We start from the raw sequence: 20,338 nt of genomic DNA, 5'->3' as shown, positions 1-20,338 counted from the left end.
CAATGCAGAAGCGGTTATGTCCAAATTTCTTGTCTCAACTCTTATCCGGACAGCTCCATGTGGAGGGGACTGTCCGGACAAGCGGAGAGCAATTGTGACAAACAATATCTGTAAGGCACATATTTTTGGCTCCCGTCTCTTATTCGGACACGCCCCTCCACATCATCGAAACATATTTAGATCACCTCATTGCTTGTGGTGGCGATACTATGATTGGGGTCTTAGGGTTAGAGGATGGCACTCTGGTAGAGGGCTACGGTTTTGGTGCCCCAGGGATCGTAACCGGAGAGATAGTTTTCACCACGGTGATGTCTGGATATGAGGAGGCTCTGACCGATCCCTCTTATAACGGACAAATCCTGCTCTTCACATACCCGCTCCAGGGCAACTACGGTGTGAGCGGCGATGAGTTCCAGTCGGATCGCATGTGGCCAAGGGGGATGGTCTGCAGGCACATCTGGCCGAGCCCGAGGCATCATAGGTCCAGCAGGACGATCGAGGAGTTTCTCGTGGATGAGGGGCGGCCCGGGATTCACGGTGTGGATACACGGATGCTCACGGTCAAGATAAGAAGACTTGGCGCCATGAAAGCAGCTCTCGTTGTTGGCGAGTCAGGGATAAGAGGGGTCGATGTCGTGCAGCTCGCCAGGGATCAGCCCTCGATATCATCCCTGGACCTGCTGAGCGAGGTCACGTGCAGAAGTCCGTACAGAATAAAAGGAGACGGCCCCAGGATGGCGGTGATAGATCTAGGGATAAAAAGGCACATACTCAAGAGTCTGGAGTGTCGCGGGTTCGATCTGCACGTTCTTCCTGCGCATTCAAGCGTCTCGGAGATAGAGGCAGTCGAGCCTGATTGTATCTTCATCTCAAACGGACCCGGGGACCCCGAGAGGGCGGTGAGCGCCATAGAGGCTGTCAGATATTTTGCAGGATCGATGCCGATATTCGGCATATGTCTCGGCCATCAGGTCATCTCGCTGGCACTGGGTGCGAGGACGTTCAAGCTGAAGTTCGGCCATCATGGAGGCAACCAGCCGGTGAAGGATCTAGAGAGCAGGATTGTTTACATAACCTCACAGAACCACAACTTCGCAGTCGTTCCCGAGTCTGTTGAGGGGACAGATCTGGAGATAACGCAGCTGAACGCGAACGATGGGACTGTTGAGGGGATAAGGAGCAGGTACCTGAAGATCCTGGCAGTTCAGTACCATCCCGAGGCGCATCCTGGACCGATGTGCACCGAGGATCCGTTCTTCAGCTCAGTCTTAAAGATAGCATCAGGAGGCGATTGAGATGCCGAAGCGCTCAGACATCAAGAAGGTCCTGCTGATAGGCTCAGGCCCCATTCAGATCGGACAGGCAGCGGAGTTTGACTTCTCAGGGTCGCAGGCATGCAAATCCCTCCGGGAGGAGGGTGTTGAGGTCGTTCTGGTGAACTCAAATCCTGCTACAATAATGACCGACCCTGATATGGCGGACAAGGTCTACATCGAGCCGCTGGTTCCTGAGATTGTTGCAAAGATCATAGAGAAGGAGCGCCCTGATGGCATAATAGCTGGAATAGGCGGTCAGACCGGCCTGAACATAACGAGCGAACTCGCGGAGATGGGGGTCCTGGAGAAATACGGTGTTGAGGTGCTCGGCACTAAGGTGAGATCGATCCAGGAGGCTGAGGACAGGGATCTCTTCAAGAAGGCGATGGAGCGCATCGGAGAGCCGGTGCCGAGGAGCATTGCGGTCACAAGCCTCGAGGAGGCGGAAGAGGCGATGAAGGAGCTCGGCCTTCCTCTGATTGTCCGGCCCGCTTACACCCTCGGAGGCAGCGGCGGAGGCGTCGCGAGGACGCACGAAGAACTCATGCGGATATGCGAGATGGGTTTGAAGAGATCCCGCATACATCAGGTTCTCCTCGAGGAGAGCGTCATAGGGTGGACAGAAGTGGAATATGAGGTGATGAGGGACTCGAACAATACATGCATCACCATCTGCAACATGGAGAACATGGATCCCATGGGGATCCACACAGGAGAGTCGATAGTTGTCACACCCATACAGACGCTCTCGGATCATGAGATACAGATGCTCAGATCTGCTGCGATAAACATCATAAGAGCTCTGGGTATCGAGGGTGGATGCAACATACAGTTCGCGGTAAGAAACGGCGAGTACAGGGTCATCGAGGTCAACCCCCGCGTCTCGAGATCCTCAGCTCTGGCATCAAAGGCCACCGGCTATCCGATAGCACGCGTCACTGCAAAGATAGCCATCGGTCTCACGCTCGACGAGATCAGAAATGATGTGACGAAGGAGACGCCGGCATCATTCGAGCCTACTGTGGATTACGTTGTCATAAAGATACCTAGATGGCCATTCGACAAGTTCGTCAAAGCCGATAGAACTCTCACGACATCGATGAAGTCAACGGGAGAGGTGATGGCCATAGGCAGGAGCTATGAGGAGGCGCTCATGAAGGCCATCAGGTCTCTCGACATCGATATAGATCTGGGATACAATGGCAAGTACGTTCCCTGGACAGATGACGATGTCAGGGAGCTGCTCAGGACACCTACTGACGAGAGGCTCTTTGCGATATACCAGGCGCTCAGGCGCGGTTTCTCGGTGGAGGAGATCTCGCAGCTTAGCATGATCGATCCGTACTTCATAGAGAGGATCCAGAACATAATCCGGATGGAGGACGAGCTGAAAAATGGCTTGACCCCTGACAGGCTCAGGCGTGCCAAGAAGATGGGGTTCCTGGATAGCAGGATCGCAGAGCTTGTGGGGTTGAGCAGAGAGGAGGTCACGGACTACAGACTATCTCTGGGCATAATACCTACATACAAGATGGTGGATACGTGCGCAGCTGAGTTCGCGGCATCGACTCCGTACTATTACTCGACGTATGATGAGGAGTGCGAGCTGAATCCCTCGGATAATAAAAAGGTCCTGATCCTGGGCTCAGGTCCGATAAGAATCGGCCAGGGCATAGAGTTCGATTACTGCACTGTCCATGCAGTCACAGCCCTCAGGGAGATGGGGATCGAGGCTCACATAATCAACAACAACCCTGAGACCGTCTCCACAGATTACGACACGTCTGACAAGCTCTTCTTCGAGCCGGTCACCCTTGAGGACGTGATGAACGTAATCGAGAAGGAGAGATACTGGGGAGTGATGGTACAGTTCGGTGGTCAGACAGCTGTGAATCTCGCAGTCCCTCTGGAGAAAGAACTAAAGCGGCGTGGTCTGAAGACCGTCATCCTGGGAACATCTCCAGACAGCATAGATATCGCAGAGGACAGGGAGCGCTTCAACAAGCTTCTGAACAAGCTGGGCATACCGCAGCCCAAGGCAGGGATAGCGTACTCGCCTGAGGAGGCGAAGAGGGTCGCGAAGGAGATCGGTTACCCTGTCCTGGTCAGGCCGAGCTATGTCCTCGGTGGCAGGGCGATGGAGATCGTCTACGACGAGTCCGGGCTTGAGCTATACATGCGTGAGGCTGTGCGCGTATCCCATGAGCATCCTGTGCTCATAGATGATTTCCTCCAGAATGCTGTTGAGATAGATGTGGATGCGGTATCTGATGGGCGTGATGTTCTCATTGGCGCAATCATGGAGCACATAGAGGAAGCAGGTATCCACTCGGGTGACAGCGCATGCATGATCCCACCACAGACGCTTCCAGAGGATGTCATCGCGACTGTGAAGGATTATGTCAGGCGCATAGCTCTGGCGCTCGATGTCAAAGGAATCATCAACATTCAGATGGCCTACAAGGATGGTATCGTTTACGTCCTCGAGGCGAATCCGAGATCATCCAGGACTATACCGTTTGTATCGAAGGCCGTGGGGCTGCCCCTGGCAAAGATCGCTGCAAAGGTCATGGCGGGAAATACCCTGAGAGAGATGAATCTCAACGTCGAGCCAGAGATACCGTATGTGGCTGTCAAGGAGGTGCTCCTGCCGTTTGACAAGCTCCCAGGCGCAGATGTTCTCCTTGGTCCTGAAATGCGATCCACAGGAGAGGTCATGGGAATCGATTACAACATGGGTCTCTCGTTCTTCAAGGCCGAGATGAGCGCTGAGAACAACCTGCCGCTCGATGGCATAGTCTTCATCTCTGTGAGAGACGAGGACAAGGCAGAGATTGCAGAAGTTGCCAGGAGGTTCGTCAACGCCGGTCTTAAGATAATAGCGACCGACGGCACATCCGGGTACCTGAGAGGATCGGGTGTGCCTGCGGAACGCGTCAGGAAGATTTACCACGGAAGCCCGAATGTTCTGGATTACATCAGGAGGGGCGAGGTGAAGCTGATAATAAACACGCCCACGACAAAGCAGTCCGTGAAGGATGGCTTCCAGATACGGAGGAGTGCTGTCGACTACCATGTTCCGTACATAACAACAGTCCAGGCGGCCAAAGCTGCAGCTGAGGCGATCGAGAAGGCTTTGAGAGGGGAGCTGACGATAAAAGCGCTGGACGAGTACCATAGGGAGGTGCGCTACAGGGCACTTTGATTCTGTGGCACCTCAACCGTTACCGGTTACCGTCTCCAATGTCATGGCTATGACTCAGACGCCGCAGATCGCTGAGCTGTTTTGCAGATGCTGAACTGAAAGTACTCGGCGGTCGCTTTTTAGGCGTTCGCTCTTATTTATCTAGCAACTTTATACCAACTTGGTTGACATTGATCTGTATCGGGATGACATCGCCTCCGCCTTATTTATCCAGTAACTTGGTTGTCTAGCAACTTGGAGTCCGCGCAGGATTGTTGCTGGAAGTGCACATTCATTTGCCAGGAATAGAGTACAGCGCCGCTCCTGGCCAGGTCGTCAAATGGATATGCAAGCGTTTATGGCATACTGAGATCTGTCTGATTGGGGATTGAGTCCCTAATACATCAAAAGGCAGCAAGGCCCGGATTCCTGTCACATCTCTTATTCAGACAGGTTTTCCCTGCTTATGGACATGTCCGAATAAGGATTAAGCGTCTCAGGCATCCAAAAGCAGTAAGGCCCAAATCGCTGGCCTTAGCTCTTATCCGGGCAGGTCCCAGCTTATTATCCTAAAGCTTATATTGTTGTATGGCTGGTATGGGGGAGGGTTCCAGATGGCACGCTTAGTAATGAAGTTCGGTGGGGTTTCTGTAGCTGATGGCAGGCGGCTCAGAAACGTAGGGGAGCTTGTGAGGGGATTCAGCTCAGGCAATGAGATCGTGGTGGTGACCTCTGCCCTCCAGGGCGTCACCGATGATCTGCTGGAATGTGCTAGATCCTCTGCTAAGTATGGAAGGGTCTCTGATGTCGATGATTTCATCATGAGGCTTGCTGAGAAGCATGAGCAGGCGATCACAGATGCAATATCTGATGAAGCAATACGGGATGAGATCCGATCAGACATACGCAAGAAGATCGATACCCTCGAGAAGGCCTACGTTGGGATATGCTATCTTGGAGAGCTCACACCTAGATCCATAGATTACATCTCAAGCTTTGGCGAGCAGCTCTCGGCCCCGATACTTTCAGGGGTCTTCAGGGACATGGGAATTGAGTCAAGGTACTACACAGGTGGGGAAGTGGGGATAATCACAAACAGCGATTACGGGAATGCGAAGCCTCTCGAGAAGAGCTATTCCCTCATAGCGAAGAAGTTGCTGCCCATAAAGGGCATACCTGTTGTCACCGGCTTCATAGCAATGGACGAGAACGGCATAATAACAACCCTTGGGCGTGGCGGCTCTGACTTCTCAGCATCGATTATCGGAGCTGCGATAGACGCGGATGAGATCTGGTTCTGGAAGGAGACATCCGGGGTGCTGACGGCAGATCCCAAGATAGATCCGTCTGCGAAGACCATCCCCACGATATCATACATAGAGGCGATGGAGCTCTCCTTCTTCGGAGCGAAGGTACTTCACCCAAGGGCGATTGAGCCGGCGATACGGAAGGGCATACCTGTAAGGGTGAAGTGCACATTCGACCCTGAGAGCCCAGGAACGCAGATAGTCCAGGAGGAGGAGTTGAAGGACGGGGTCATAAAGGCGGTGAGCCTCTCCACAAATGTTGCGCTGCTCAATGTCTCTGGTGCGGAGATGATCGGCACCCCTGGAGTCGCGGCCAGGGTGTTTTCGGCTCTGGCAAATGCTGGAGTGAACATAATCATGATCAGCCAGGGATCATCAGAGGCGAACATATCGATGGTGGTGGAGGAGAAGGATCTCGACAAAGCAGAGGAGGCTCTGAGACGGGATCTTCCCAGGGAGATTGTTAGGGGCATCTCTCACAACAAGGACGTCTGTGTCGTCGCAGTCGTCGGCTCTGGCATGGCAGGCACCCCTGGTGTAGCTGGCCGTCTCTTCAGCGCCATGGGAAGGGCAGGGATAAATGTGAGGATGATCAGCCAGGGATCGAGCGAGCACAACATATCATTTGTCGTCGCAGCAAAGGATGGAAAGCGGGCTGTACAGAAGATCCACAGGGAGTTCAGGCTCAATGGTGATCGCGCATGAAGGGCATGACCTATTCTGATGCTGGCGTCGATATCGAGCTGGAGAACAGATCCATCGATGCGATGAGGCGCAGGCTCACATTCTCCAGAAAGGGTTTCGGTGCGCCTCTGACAGGCATAGGGCATTATGCTGGCCTGATCGACATGGGCGAGTTCGCGATAGCGATGACGACCGATGGCGTTGGGAGCAAGATCCTGATCGCAAATGCCATGAGGAAATGGGACACCATCGGAATAGACTGCATCGCCATGAACGTGAACGACCTCCTCGCAATAGGTGCCGAGCCGCTGGCTTTCGTGGATTACCTCGCTGTGGAGAGGGTCGATCCCGAGGTCTCTGAGCAGATAGCCGTGGGTCTGCAGAAGGGCGCTGAGATCTCCAACATCAGCATAGTCGGCGGGGAGACTGCATCGCTGCCTGAGATGATCCGGGGATTGGATCTGGCAGGCACAGCCATAGGCTATGTGAAGAAGGAGAAAGTGATCACCGGCGAGAAGGTCCGCATCGGTGATGCTGTAGTGGGAGTGCCGAGCACAGGGCTGCACAGCAACGGTTACACGCTCGCCAGGAGGATAATCGAGAGCTCTGGATACACATACTTCGATAAGATGCCGGGCGACTCCAGAAGCATAGGCGAGATCCTGCTGACCCCAACCAGGATATACATCGAGGTTCTGGAGCTTCTCCAGAGATGCGATGTTCATGGCCTTGCACATATAACAGGCAGCGGGCTCCTCAAGCTCCACCGCATAACAGATCTCGGTTTCGAGATAACAGACCCCATCGAGCCACATCCTGTATTCAAATTCCTGCAGGAGCTTGGGGGAGTGGATGATGTGGAGATGTACAGAACGTTCAACATGGGCATGGGGTTCGTCGTGGTGCTTCCTGAGGAGCAGGCGGATGACGCATGCAGGATCATGGGTCCGGGCTCGAAGGTCATCGGCAGGATAGTCGAGAGCGGTCTGAGAACGGGCGGCATCAGACTCTGTTAAGAGAGAGTAGAAGGGCGGCGGCAGATCCGTAAAGTCCATAACAGTTCAAAAAAAAGTTTTGGGTACCTCAATGAGCTTGGACTAAAGCAGTCGATGCGATGAGGCTCCAGGGGGCTGTACATGCCGAAGATGATGATGGTGGGGCTGGAGTATGGCTCTGACATAATGGATGCTATAAGAGGGGTGGCTGCAGACCGATCCATAGATTCCGGCTTCTTCAGTGTCATAGGAGCTCTCTCCTCCGCCAATCTTGCTTACTACGATCAGACAGAGAAGGTGTACAGGAAGCGCAGCTTTGAGGGCGCATACGAGATAGCATCCTGCACGGGAAATATCTCTTTGAAAGATGGAGAGAGATTCATCCATGCGCACATAGTGCTCGCAGATGAGAATTACAATCTCATCGGTGGTCATCTTCTCGGCGGGAGGATCTTTGCTGCCGAGCTTCACATCACAGATCTCGAGGAAAAGGCCCATGTCAGGGATTATGATCCTGTGACGGGTCTGTTTCTCTGGAGGCGGAGTTGAGCGCTGAGTACTTCGAGCGTCTTGAGCGCGGTTTGAGAGAGGAGATGGAGATCGCTCGGAGGGCGAGATCGAAAGGTCTTGACCCAGAGACAGATGTGGAGATACCCATAGCTGTCGACCTGGCAGAGCGGGTCGAGAAGCTCGTCTCCATACCAGGAGTTGCAGAGAGGATCAGGGAGTTCGAGGTGCAGGGGCTCAGCAGGGAGGAGGCAGCGCTCGCCATCGGCAGGGATTTCGCAGAGGGGCGTCTGGGTAAAGGCGCGAGCAGGCTCGATGCCATCGATATGGCCATAAGGACCTCTGTGGCGCTCCTGACTGAGGGGGTGGTGGCAGCACCGATCGAGGGCATAGCCAGGGTCGGTTTGGGAAAGAACGACGACGGTAGCGAGTATCTGAAGGTGTACTACGCAGGCCCGATAAGGTCAGCAGGCGGAACCGCCCAGGCGCTCTCAGTGCTTGTCGCGGATTACGTCAGGCGGAGCATGGGCATCGCTCCCTACAAACCCACAGATGAGGAGATAGAGAGGTACGTCGAGGAGATCGGGCTATACAAGCGCCTCCAGCACCTCCAGTACACACCATCTGATGATGAGATAAGAACGATAATCAGAAACTGTCCTGTGTGCATAGATGGCGAGCCCACAGAGGAGGAGGAGGTCTCCGGCTACCGTGATCTTCCCAGAGTTGAGACGAACAGGGTTCGCGGGGGCATCGCGCTCGTCTCCGCAGAGGGCATCGCGCTGAAGCGCCCGAAGATAAAGAAGCATGTCTCAAAGCTCGGAATAGATGGCTGGGGGTGGCTGGACGTGCTTGGCGGGGAGAAGAAGGATGGTGGGGGATCGAGCGGGAAGTTTCTAAGGGATCTGATAGCGGGCAGGCCGGTCTTCTCCCATCCATCCAGGCCCGGAGGATTCAGGCTTCGTTACGGGAGATCCAGAAACACAGGTCTCGCAGCAGCCGGCATAAATCCGGCCACGATGATGGTGCTCAACCAGTTCCTTGCCCCCGGAACCCAGATCAAGGTCGAGCAGCCAGGCAAGGCTGCCGCCGTAGCTCCGGTGAGCTCCATCGAGGGTCCCACTGTACGGCTGACGAATGGCGATGTTGTGCGCATAGACGATCCGTCATCGTTTCCGTGGATATCAAGCCCTGAGGCTCTGAGGAGGAATATCTCAAAGATCATAGACCTCGGCGAGATCCTGGTCAGCTTCGGTGATTTCATGGAGAACAACAGGCCGCTTGCGCCCGCATCCTACACCTTCGAGTGGTGGGCTGAGGAGTTCAGGAGGGCTGGCGGCGATCCGGCGGGAATGGAGCATGTAGATGGAAGAACGGCGATACGGCTCTCGAGAGATTTCGGCGTGCCGCTTCATCCCGATCACACATATCTCTGGCACGATATAACCCTGGATGAGCTGGATCTGCTTGCGGATGCAGCCTCTGATGGGGAAATCGACGGTGATGCGCTTCTCATGGATATGCGCGAGGATGTGAAGGAGGTCCTAGAGAAGCTGCTTGTCCATCACAAAGTCAGAGATGGAATGATCGTGGTGGAGGACGCACTCCCGCTCCTACTTTGCCTGGGCGTGGATGAGACCGGAAGGCGCTGGAGAAGAGAGGATCTTAATGCGGATAATGCGCTGAGTGCCGTCAACCAGCTCTCTGGACTCGTAATAAGGGCGAGAGCGCCCACCAGGATCGGATGCAGGATGGGACGGCCGGAGAAATCGGACAGGAGGGAGATGCGCCCTCCGCCGCACGTCCTCTTCCCCACGGGCTCTGAAGGAGGAAAGAGCCGTCTTGTGAATGAGGCCGCAGAGCATGGATTCATAGAGGTTGTTGTGGAAAGAAGGAGATGCCCGTCCTGCGGTAAGGAGGGGTTTGCGTTCAGATGCGAGTGTGGAGCCCATACAGAGCGTGTGCGTGCATGTCTGTCATGCGGGGTGCGTGCCGACGATAAATGCCCCAGGTGCGGCACAGAGACGAGCGCAGCCACGCGGATGAGGATAGATGTGAAAGGCACTCTCGCAAGAGCTCTTGAATCCCTTGGGGAACGTGTTGATAACATCAGGGGCGTCATGGGGCTGACGTCAAGGGACTCCACGCCGGAGCCGCTCGAGAAGGGGGTGTTGAGGGCAAAGCACGGCGTGTTTATCTTCAAGGACGGGACATCAAGGTATGATCTAACAGATCTTCCTCTCACGCACTTCCGGCCCAGAGAGATCGGCACCAGCGTGGATGCTCTTCTCGATCTCGGGTACACGCACGACATCCATGGAAAACCTCTGGAGAGCGATGATCAGATCCTGGAGCTGAAGGTCCAGGACGTCGTGCTCTGCAGAAATGCTGGCGACTGGCTTCTCAGGGTCTCGAAGTTTATAGATGATCTCCTCGTTAAATTCTATGGTCTTGAGCCATACTACAATGCGGAGAGACCTGAGGATCTCATAGGTAGACTGATGATCGGGCTGGCCCCGCACACATCCGCTGGAGTTCTCTGCAGGCTCATAGGGTTCACGAGGGCGAGTGCTGGATACGCACATCCCTATTTCCACGCAGCCAAGAGGAGAAACTGTGATGGCGATGAGGACTGCGTGATGCTGCTGATGGACGCGCTGCTGAACTTCTCCAGATCCTACCTGCCGGAGAAGAGGGGTGGGAAGATGGACGCGCCTCTCGTCCTGACAACAAGAATTAACCCCGCAGAGGTCGACAAGGAGGCCCACAACCTCGATCTATCTTTCATTTACCCTCTTGAGTTCTATGAGGCGACTTTGAGGAATGCAAACCCGAAGGATGTTGAGGGGTTGATAGATCTCGTCTCAAAGCGGCTTGGAAGCGAAGGGCAGTACTGTGGCTTCGGCTTCACCCACGATACAGATGATATCGCAGGTGGTCCGAGAAACAGCTCCTACAAGACCCTTGAGACGATGATAGACAAAATGAAATCCCAGCTGGAGCTCGCCAAACTGATTAGAGCTGTTGATGCGACTGATGTGGCTGAGCGTGTGATAAACTCTCATTTCCTGCCGGATCTGATGGGAAACCTACGGGCGTTCTCGCGCCAGAGTGTGCGCTGCGTGAAATGCAACGCGAAGTACAGGAGGCCTCCGCTCAGCGAGAGCTGCCCGAAGTGTGGTGGGAGGCTTGTGCTCACAGTCCATGAGGGCAGCGTCAGAAAATACCTCGAGGTCTCGATGAAGGTCGCGGAGGAGTACGGCGTGTCGAGCTATACGCGCCAGCGGCTCGAGCTGATCCAAATGGAGATAGAATCGCTATTCAGATCGGATAAGGTGAAGCAGACTGGCCTCGCGGATTTTGTGTGAATCTTTATTTGCAGTCTCGCTCATGCAAGCCTCTGCGGGAATCTCACATTCGTCACGGACGCATGGCCGGACCAACGCCTCTGCGGTAAATTGTAGGTGTGAATATGTATCTGGGCATCGATATAGGCACCACCTCTGTCAAGGCGGGGCTGTTCACACATGATGGAGATCTGGTGAGAAGCGCTGTAAACCGGTACAGGCAGTTCAGGAGCTATGAGAGTTTTGTGGAGATGAACCCGGAGGCCTTCTGGCTCGCGCTCTGCGAGGCGCTCCGTGAGCTGAAACCACCACCCGAGATCTCGGGAATATCGATCGGTGGTCACGGCCCCTCTCCGGTATTTCTCGGCGCGTCCATGGAGCCGGTCGCGCCCTCTGTGCTCTGGATGAACAGAAGGGCAGAGAGAGAGGCATCTATCCTCTCAGATCTCCTTGGAAGAGATGTGCAGCCATCGTGGTACGTTCCGCAGACGATGTGGCTCCGAAACCACAAACATGAGATCTTCGCACGGTTGAGAAAGGTGGCCCAGCCGATGGACTATGTCGCATGGAAGCTCACCGGCTCTTTAATAGCATCAGTAGCCTCAAAGGAGATCCTCCCCTGGAGTGATGAGGAGATCGATGCAGCTGCTCTCGATCCCAATATGTTCCCGGAGCATCGGGTGATGGGGGAGCTGATAGGCTACACAGAGCCAGATGTCCTGGATATGACAGGGCTGCGTGGGGGCATTCCGGTCTTCGCGGGCGCGCCCGACTTCGTGGAGGCGATCCTCGCGACTGCATCTTTCGAGAAGGGAGTTGTGTGCGACAAGGCCGGCACATCTGAGGGAATCGAGCTCTGCTGGGATTCTCCGATCGAGGGGTTCTACACTGCGCCACATCCTCTTGATGAAAATCTCTGGCACACAGGAGCCTCGCTATCGACGACGGGTCTGAGCATGGAGTGGATGGCATCTCTCGTCTCAAAACATCCCTGGGAGCTGGCAGAAGAGGCAGAGATCGCACCTCCTGGATCTGGCGGTCTAATATTTCTGCCGTATCTCTCTCATGAACGCCACAGCATCTCTGCTATGGGCGCAATGGTCAACATCTCCTTAAATCACGGGTTGTCGGAGGTATCAAGAGCGATCATGGAGGGCTGTGCATGTGCGATGCGGATGGTGATCGACAGGTTTAAGGAAAAGGGCGTGCAGATTAAAGAAGTAAGAACGACAGGAACACAGTCGATCTCGAGGCTCTGGAACCAGATCAAGGCGGATATAACAGGCCTGCCGGTGGTCTCCCAGAGGGTGCTGGAGGGAGAGATGCTGGGCGCTGCGATGATAGCTGCATATGGATCCGGTGGATATCACAGCATTCAGGAGGCATCACGATGCATGTCTCATCCAGATGAACGATTCGAGCCAGATGGTGCGACGGGAGACATGATACTCGAGCAGTTCAGAAGGGTGGCCAGCTGCGTCTCACATATCGAGAGCTTCAAATAACAGAAGCAGCATCTTGATCTGAGCTGTTTCAGGCCCAGAACAGCATCAATAAATTGTCTTGTGTGGCAGGTCATGCGCACCGGACGCTTGAGGTCGTGCAATAGAACAAACAGTGCATTGAAGTGGGTGTGGTATGTCATCGGTATTGCTTGTGGAGGACGACGAAAATCATGCGTCTCTATTTATAAGATCCTTTGAAGAGATGAAAATGGGAAAGATCTACTGGGTGAGTGACGGAGATGAGGCTCTCGATTATCTACTCCATCGCGGCAAGTACGTGGACAGCAATGGCAGCCCCAGGCCGGATCTCATACTTCTTGATCTGAGGCTTCCGAGAATGGATGGACTGGATCTCCTAAAGGAGATAAAGCGCACAGAGGATCTGAGGAGCATACCGGTGGTGATCCTGACCACATCGAATAACAGGCATGATATCAGAAATGCATACATGAACCATGCAAACAGTTATCTCATAAAACCGCTTGGATATACCAAGTTCAAGGAACTGGCGAGAGTTGTGTGCACATACTGGCTCATGTGGAACACCCTCCCACCAGTGAGTAATGCGCCCGGCAAGTGTGCTGGAGAAAACGCCTCTTTAGCGTGACTGTCCGGCACACGCTGGATTGTCTTGGAGCTATAAGATTGAATATCGGAGGGTCTTCGTGATTAAACGCATACATATCTTGGTACTGATTGGTCTCATCCTCATCAGCGGGCTGGCTCTTGGCGGCTACGACCAGGATCTCGGATCCGGCGCTGTGAATATGAGCATGCAGGAGTTTACATCTCTTTTGCAATCCTCTGGAGCAGAAGGGACGTCTCCAGCGGTTCCCGAGGCTGCGGGATCTTCAGCGGTGGAGAGCGCTGCTTATACATCCCAGCCCCCGCCGGATACTGATGTGGGCGAGCTGCTGCCGTTCGATGAGACGAGTCAGTCATCTTATGTCTACTACAGCGGCAGCTACATGCCCTGGGGCAGGTTCAGCGCGATCTTTCCTGAGAGCGTGCCCGTGATGTGGATCAGGCGGCACAGTGGATGGTCGTGGTATGCCACGATGCCGCTTAGCACGTGGTCAGAGATACTGCTATTCGTTCCGGAAGCATCGCCTGTGTCCATCTACGAGATATATCCAGAGGGTTTCGTGTGGAGGTATGACCTCGGATATGTGGATCCTGGCTTCTACCGCATCTGGTATTACGCAGATACTCTGGGCAGGCATGAATGTCTTCTCTATTCAGGAAACATGTTCAGCAACCGCGTGGTTGTTGATGTTATCTATCATTGGATTCCGCCGGAGCCGTCACCAGGCCCCTCTCCAAAGGAGATCTGCGAGAGCAACCCTCAATGCAACTGGGTCAACGGGAAGTGCTACTGTCGTGGTCTGATCCCCGAAGATCCTGAGAAGCAGCGTTGCGAGCAGAACCCGATGTGCCAGTGGGTCAACGGGCAGTGCCTGTGTACAGGGCTGATAGGGAGCTCAGAGCAATCTGAGGGTAGCATGATGGGATCCACGCTGCCGGAGTGAGGGTCTGGAGATTGTATGCGCCTCTTTCTCAGAGACAAGGGCGACTGGCGGACTCGTCAGCACAGTAGGATCATTTTGTCGTGGATCCTTCACGTCGGATCCGCCGCGCATCGATGAGAGTAAAACAGAAAACATATCGGTAAATCCATTCAGATCATGCGAGCGGATAGAGGCATCCTGATCACGCTTGAGGGGATTGACGGCGCTGGAAAGACGACAGTCGCGCGGATGCTCCGGAAGAGGTTTCCGGATTTCGTTTTCACCAGGGAGCCTACAGATGGTCCTCTTGGAGAGATGGCCAGGCGCGCATCTGGATTCGAGCAGCTCTTTTTATTCATGGCGGATCATGCGAATCATCTTCGCTCATGCATACTACCGTCCATCAACAGTGGTGAAGTTGTTGTATCCGACAGGTATATAGATTCGCGTGTCGCTTACCAGGGCGCTCTTCTCAGAAGGACTATCTCGATGGAGTGGATATATGAGCTTCACAGGCCCTGGTCGCTGATGCCAGATCTGACGCTCCTCTTCAGGATAGATCCGTCGGTAGCTCTCATGAGATGTAAGAATCGCGGCGCGACCTCGATCTTCGAGATGGAGGCGCTCCTGAGAGATGTGAGCGGTAACTTCGAGATCCTAGCCTCGAGGGAGCCCGAGAGGTTTGTGATAATAAATGCAGAAAGGGAGATCTCAGAGGTGGCAGAGCGTGCAGCCTCTGAGATCGAGCGATTCATCCAGCAGAACGAACGTCAGCTCGGGTCTTAGATATAGACCTTTTTTCCGCCCATCCGCCTGTAGTCAGCAGCATCACACGCGCACGAATTTATCCTTCGCGGCGCCACACTGCGGGCACTTCCAGTCTGCCGGCAGCTCACCGAATGGCGTCCCTGGCTGGATCCCCTGGCTCGGATCTCCGGCCGCTGGGTCGTACTCGTAGCCGCAGACCGTGCATCTGTATTTTGGAGATGATGCAATGCCCACAGGCATCAGCGCGCCGCTCTGCTCCTCGACCTGCCCTGTCATGGACTGGAATTCCTCTAAGAGGGCTGATACGATGGTCTCCGCGAACTCCGCCGACGCATCAGGATCCCTGCCCGTTATTATCGTTCCATCTCTGACAACGGGCGCGTCGATGTAATTCACGTTCTTCTGAACCAGATATGTGCTGTCTGCACAGGTCGCATTTTTGTTCGCCAGCAACCCTGCGCTCGCGAGTATGTTCGGAGCCAGACAGATCGCGGCCACGATTATTCCTTTATCATGTGCGCTCTTTGCCAGGTTCACGTAATCGCTGTCCTTGTGCAGGTTGAGCTCCTCGACTCCAATTCCTCCAACGAAGACCACAGCTCTGTACTTTGAGAGATCTGCATTTCTAACATCGACATCTATCGCCACACTCTCACCGCTCATAGAGGTGGCGGTGGTGACACCCTTCGATGCCACATCTACATCCAGCCCGCTCCTCTCAAATGCCTCCTTCGGGATGTTCAGCTCCCTCTCCTGGTAGTTTTTAGGAGCAACGACCATCAGGATGCTGCCGCTGAGATTCCTGGCGGTCTCAGCTGCATCGCTCTGTTCAAGCGAGGCCTGCAGCTGGGATGTGGTGAGCGGCTGAACAGCCCCGGACTCCTCGCCGGTCTCTTCAGCCTCGTATTCGGTCACATTCTCATATTCTGTATAATCCTCGCATGGAACGAGGACGAAGTTTCCGGCGAACGTCAGCATGCCGAGCGTGTAGTAGCATGTTGGACAGTACCAGTCCGGGTTATTTGGGTCGAGGATCATTATGCTTCCCAGAGTTGTCTGGTAGTACTGAGCCCCTGCCGGCACGCTGACTTCGAGCGGATAAACAGTGCTGCACACGGGGCACATCCAACATGATGTTGTGCCTGCCATCTGCCCAGATGCAGATGCGATAAGGGCCATCATGACGGCCAGATGGAGAATAACGTATCTCATGTGAGGTCCTCCTGAGGGAGCAGCAGGATTCGAATCTGCGAATGTGGACAGATCCGATCCCAGCTTCGCGCACGCCCTGCCTTGGGCATTTCTGAGTCACGGCCGTCTTCAGCGCTTGATTCAGAAGCTGTGACTTTCTGAAGGAACAGGGCATCTAGCAGTTTTTCTTTGGATATCAAGCTACATATACTTTTTTGGAACGTGTCCTAATAATAGGCTGGATCCAAAATTATGAGCCTTACAGCTCTCGTTTGTCATAATTACTTTTTGCTTATTCGGACAGGCCCCTGAGATGCACTGCCATTTGAATACTCTCCCGATATCTCTCAACAAGCTCTCGTAGATCAGGATCAACGATGCTGGATGCACTGCCATTTGAATACTCTCCCGATATCTCTCAACAAGCTCTCGTAGATCAGGATCAACGATGCTGGATGCACTGCCATTTGAATACTCTCCCGATATCTCTCAACAAGCTCTCGTAGATCAGGATCAACGATGCCGGATGCACTGCCATTTGAATACTCTCCCGATATCTCCATCACGGCAGACCAGAGTGCCTCTCGGCAGTCCGTTTTCTCACAATGTCCTCCGCGCTCCTGAGATCATCGGGAGTATTGACGTTGAAGAAGCTCAGGAGCTCGGGATCCACGTCTCTGAAGATTTCGGCATCCACGAATTTGATGTCAAGCCATGCTAGCGGCGCTGATATCCTGCGCTCACCTCTCGCGATCGCAATTCTGCATGCATCCTCCAGCTGCCTCGCGAGGTAAACCGCATGGAGCCTCTCAGGAATATCATTCAGAATAGGAACTGCGCCGTCGTGACCATCGGCGACCGAGAAGAGGCCATCTATTATATCAGAATTTAGAAAGGGCATATCACAACCTGTTGCGAATGCGTAGCGCCCCCGAGCAACATTCATTCCGGTCTGGAGGCCTGCGAGCGGCCCTATGCCACACGCGTGATCAATCGCCACTCTGCATCCTGAAACCGCGCCCTCTAGCCGCCTCGCCTGCTCATAGTCTCTCAGAACAACAACGACCTCATCGACCGCATCGAGTATCCTTTCAATAACATGCTCGATGAGGGGCCTGCCGCAGAGCATGACGGACGCCTTCTCCGCGCCCATCCGTCTGCCCTCCCCGCCGGCAAGTATAACAGCAGACCTCATAACCTCCAGCCCATCCTCTCGCAGTCTCTCGAAAAGGTCTGCATGAGAATGGATGCAGGATCTTTATGATGCGCAGTGATCTTCAAAAGCGTGTGCTCCCTGCTCATGGTAGCGGTTCCTGCACTAACTTCATCCATCACCCTCGCGATCGCGTCAGCGCTGATCTTCCCCAGTCCTTGTAGCGCCTTTCCAGCAGCATCTCTCGTGTGCCGGTTTCCCAGAATGATGAGAGAGGCTCCGCCCCTTCCGGAGATCCTGGCGTTTCCATCGACCACATCCACGATGAGATACGCCCCTGATGTCACGTACACCCTTCGGCGTTTGCTGCTGGACGCTGAGACCTCCGTCACCTCCCCCACAAGCACATCCCCATCACGCCAGACCTTCTCCCTGCCGTCGGAGATGTATATCGTCGCAGACAGCTCCCCCGCCCTCCGGAGCAGCTCCACATCGTCATGTATCCTGCCGGAGTACAGCTCCTCCTCGAGCAACCTGCAATCGCCGGCGAATGCTATGCTCCTCCTGTCGCCTGCGATCACAGCCTCCCTGCCGGAGAACGCTATAACCAGGCTCACGATCTCTGCCTCTCCAGAGACATCTCAGCAGCTGTCACGGTTTGACTCAATAGCATCGCGACCGTGAGCGGTCCAACACCGCCAGGCACCGGCGTTATCCCGGCTGCCTTCTCCTTGACGGCATCGAAATCAACATCTCCTACAGTCTTGCCATCCACCTTGTTTATGCCGACATCGAAGACGTATGCTCCATCCCTGACCATATCCGCCTTTATGAGCCTGGGGACGCCTGCTGCGACCACGAGTATCTCAGCGTCTTTTGTGTGTTCTTTGAGATTTCTTGTATAAACATGGCAGACCTGGACTGTGGCGTTTCTGTTCAGAAGCATCGCTGCGAGAGGCTTCCCTACAACGTTGCTGTGTCCCACGATAACAGCTTCTGAGCCCTCGATATCCACCCCCAGATGCTCGAGAGCGTAGACTATCCCTCTGGGAGTGCACGGAACAAGCCGCTCCGCGCCGAGGAGCAGTGCGCCCATGTTCTCGGGATGGAATCCGTCAGCATCCTTCTCTGGGGATATCGCCATCATCGCCTTCCTTGGGTCGAGGTGTCCGGGCAGCGGCAACTGTAGTAATATCGCATGCACATCCCCTCTCTTGTTAAGCCCCTGTATCGTTTTTATGAGCGTGCTCTCGTCAGTATCGCCTGGCAGCACGATGTTCTCGGATCTTATGCCAACACGCTCGCATGCAGCGTGCTTGATCCTAATGTACATCTGAGATGCGGGGTTCTCTCCGACCAGTATCGTGGCCAGTCCAGGATTGAAGCCAAGTCTCTCGACCCTCTCCCTGACCTCGGCCTCGATATCCGAAGCAAGTGCCTTTCCATCTATTATCAAGATAAGACACCTCACCCCAGCTCAGGATAAAGCGGGAACCTCTCGCACAGAGCCCTGACTCTGGAACGCACCGACTCTATGGTGGCTGGGTTTTTCATGTCCCGAATGACCTCTGTTATGAGGTCCGCTATCTCCCTCATCTCGTTCTCCTTCATGCCTCTGCTCGTGACTGCAGGCGTGCCGATCCTGATCCCGCTCGTCACGAACGGAGTCCTCGGATCGAATGGTATCATATTCTTGTTCAGAGCGATGCCAGCGCTCTCTAGGGTCTCATCAGCCTCCTTTCCGGTTATGCCCTCCTTCAGGAGCTTGACGAGCATGAGGTGGTTATCGGTGCCGCCCGAGACCAGATCAAAGCCGTTCTCGATGAGCCTGTCCGCGAGCGCGGCTGCGTTCCTGACGATCTGCTCTTGGTATCTCCTGAATTCAGGGGTCATCGCCTCCTTGAACGCTACGGCCTTCGCAGCTATCGTGTGCATCATCGGCCCGCCCTGTATTCCCGGGAAGACAGCTCTGTCTATCGCCTGGGCGAGCTCCTCCCTGCACATTATCACGCCGCCTCTCGGCCCGCGGAGGGTCTTGTGGGTTGTGGTCGTCACGATATCCGCATACGGAATCGGGCTTGGATGGACGCCAGCGGCGACCAGACCAGCGATGTGGGCGATATCCGCCATCAGCAGCGCTCCAACCTCATCGGCGATCTCACGCATCGCTTTAAAATCTATGATCCTCGGATATGCGGAGGCGCCGCATACTATCATCTGTGGTCTGCATTCCCTGGCGACATCCAGAATCTCGCTGTAGTCCAGCATCTCAGTCTTCCTGCTCACCCCGTATGGAACCACATGATAGAGCTTTCCCGAGAAGTTGACTGGAGATCCGTGAGAAAGGTGACCACCATGATCGAGGTTCATGCCCATTATGGTGTCCCCGGGCTTGAGCGTGGCGAAGTACGCGGCCATGTTTGCCTGCGAGCCACTGTGCGGCTGTACATTGACATGCTCAGCTCCGAAGAGCTTCTTGCATCTGTCTCTTGCGAGATTCTCGGCTTCGTCCATGAATGCGCAACCACGATAGTACCTCTTTCCCGGATAGCCCTCAGCGTACTTGTTGGTCATCACGCAGCCCTGTGCCTCCATCACCGCAGGGCTCGTGAAGTTCTCCGCAGCGACAAGAACCAGGGTGTTTCTCTGCCGGTCTAGCTCCTTGCGTATCACCGCTGAAATCTCCGGGTCGACATGATCTAAGAGGCTCAATCGAATCACCATTATGGTTTTGATGGCAAATACGCTATGCAGATATAAGTCTATCTAGTATCTGCCGGGACGTGTCTGAATAAGGATTAGGTGTTTATGACATGCAGAATGCGGCAAGGTCCAGATTTCTGGACACCGCTCTTATCCGGACAGGTCTATCT

General features: G+C 54.5%; 15 protein-coding genes and 1 pseudogene. 10 read left to right on the top strand and 6 right to left on the bottom strand.

Annotated elements, in window-relative coordinates:
* The first annotated feature begins 209 nt into the window (after positions 1 to 209).
* The 10 genes from carA (at position 210) to tmk (ending at position 15,139) form a co-directional block, all read left to right on the top strand.
* On the top strand, positions 210 to 1,295 hold the full coding sequence (gene carA, locus MTHE_RS06540) for a glutamine-hydrolyzing carbamoyl-phosphate synthase small subunit (RefSeq protein ID WP_011696426.1): 1,086 nt from the start codon (positions 210 to 212) through the stop codon (positions 1,293 to 1,295).
* 1 nt (position 1,296) lies between these two features.
* On the top strand, positions 1,297 to 4,521 hold the full coding sequence (carB, locus tag MTHE_RS06535; RefSeq protein ID WP_011696425.1) for a carbamoyl-phosphate synthase large subunit: 3,225 nt from the start codon (positions 1,297 to 1,299) through the stop codon (positions 4,519 to 4,521).
* Positions 4,522 to 5,114: 593 nt separating this feature from the next.
* On the top strand, positions 5,115 to 6,512 hold the full coding sequence (locus MTHE_RS06530; protein ID WP_011696424.1) for an aspartate kinase: 1,398 nt from the start codon (positions 5,115 to 5,117) through the stop codon (positions 6,510 to 6,512).
* Complete coding sequence (gene purM, locus MTHE_RS06525) at positions 6,509 to 7,507, top strand: phosphoribosylformylglycinamidine cyclo-ligase (protein WP_011696423.1); 999 nt, start codon at positions 6,509 to 6,511, stop codon at positions 7,505 to 7,507. Before MTHE_RS06530 ends, purM begins: the two co-directional genes overlap by 4 nt.
* Positions 7,508 to 7,627: 120 nt before the next feature.
* Positions 7,628 to 8,035, top strand: coding sequence for a PPC domain-containing DNA-binding protein (locus MTHE_RS06520; RefSeq protein ID WP_011696422.1), 408 nt, complete (start codon positions 7,628 to 7,630; stop codon positions 8,033 to 8,035).
* Positions 8,032 to 11,361 carry a DNA polymerase II large subunit gene (locus MTHE_RS06515; protein WP_011696421.1) on the top strand — a complete coding sequence of 1,110 codons (3,330 nt, stop codon included), beginning with the start codon at positions 8,032 to 8,034 and terminating at the stop codon, positions 11,359 to 11,361. The genes MTHE_RS06520 and MTHE_RS06515 overlap by 4 nt, the downstream gene beginning before the upstream one ends.
* A gap of 104 nt (positions 11,362 to 11,465) precedes the next feature.
* The gene (locus MTHE_RS06510) at positions 11,466 to 12,845 is read left to right on the top strand and encodes a xylulokinase (protein ID WP_011696420.1); all 1,380 of its coding nucleotides are present in this window, start codon (positions 11,466 to 11,468) and stop codon (positions 12,843 to 12,845) included.
* 133 nt (positions 12,846 to 12,978) lie between these two features.
* Positions 12,979 to 13,452: a response regulator gene (locus tag MTHE_RS06505; protein ID WP_011696419.1), complete on the top strand. Its 474-nt coding sequence runs from the start codon at positions 12,979 to 12,981 to the stop codon at positions 13,450 to 13,452.
* A gap of 58 nt (positions 13,453 to 13,510) precedes the next feature.
* On the top strand, positions 13,511 to 14,374 hold the full coding sequence (locus tag MTHE_RS06500) for a hypothetical protein (protein WP_011696418.1): 864 nt from the start codon (positions 13,511 to 13,513) through the stop codon (positions 14,372 to 14,374).
* A gap of 156 nt (positions 14,375 to 14,530) precedes the next feature.
* Positions 14,531 to 15,139: a dTMP kinase gene (gene tmk, locus MTHE_RS06495; protein WP_011696417.1), complete on the top strand. Its 609-nt coding sequence runs from the start codon at positions 14,531 to 14,533 to the stop codon at positions 15,137 to 15,139.
* Positions 15,140 to 15,181: 42 nt separating this feature from the next.
* Here the strand turns inward: tmk and MTHE_RS09345 are convergent, their stop codons facing one another.
* The 6 genes and pseudogenes from MTHE_RS09345 to MTHE_RS06470 form a co-directional block, all read right to left on the bottom strand.
* Positions 15,182 to 15,361 carry a rubredoxin gene (locus MTHE_RS09345; protein WP_232840925.1) on the bottom strand — a complete coding sequence of 60 codons (180 nt, stop codon included), beginning with the start codon at positions 15,359 to 15,361 and terminating at the stop codon, positions 15,182 to 15,184.
* Positions 15,362 to 15,433: 72 nt separating this feature from the next.
* Positions 15,434 to 15,901, bottom strand: a pseudogene (locus tag MTHE_RS09340) (DJ-1/PfpI family protein); the annotation flags it as partial.
* Positions 15,902 to 16,874: 973 nt separating this feature from the next.
* A complete protein-coding gene (locus MTHE_RS06485) occupies positions 16,875 to 17,507 on the bottom strand; it encodes a molybdenum cofactor guanylyltransferase (RefSeq protein ID WP_011696415.1) in 633 nt (210 codons plus the stop codon).
* Entirely contained in the window at positions 17,504 to 18,082 is a 579-nt protein-coding gene (locus MTHE_RS06480) for a DUF2121 domain-containing protein (protein ID WP_011696414.1), read from the bottom strand. The genes MTHE_RS06485 and MTHE_RS06480 overlap by 4 nt, the downstream gene beginning before the upstream one ends.
* Complete coding sequence (locus MTHE_RS06475) at positions 18,079 to 18,921, bottom strand: bifunctional methylenetetrahydrofolate dehydrogenase/methenyltetrahydrofolate cyclohydrolase (protein WP_011696413.1); 843 nt, start codon at positions 18,919 to 18,921, stop codon at positions 18,079 to 18,081. Before MTHE_RS06475 ends, MTHE_RS06480 begins: the two co-directional genes overlap by 4 nt.
* A gap of 11 nt (positions 18,922 to 18,932) precedes the next feature.
* Positions 18,933 to 20,177, bottom strand: a complete 1,245-nt coding sequence (locus MTHE_RS06470) for a serine hydroxymethyltransferase (protein ID WP_011696412.1) — start codon at positions 20,175 to 20,177, stop codon at positions 18,933 to 18,935.
* Positions 20,178 to 20,338: the final 161 nt, after the last annotated feature.

It is taken from the genome of Methanothrix thermoacetophila PT (assembly GCF_000014945.1).
GTDB lineage: Archaea > Halobacteriota > Methanosarcinia > Methanotrichales > Methanotrichaceae > Methanothrix_B > Methanothrix_B thermoacetophila.
Note: the sequence above shows the minus strand (reverse complement) of the source record. Positions and strands in the feature narration are given on the sequence as shown.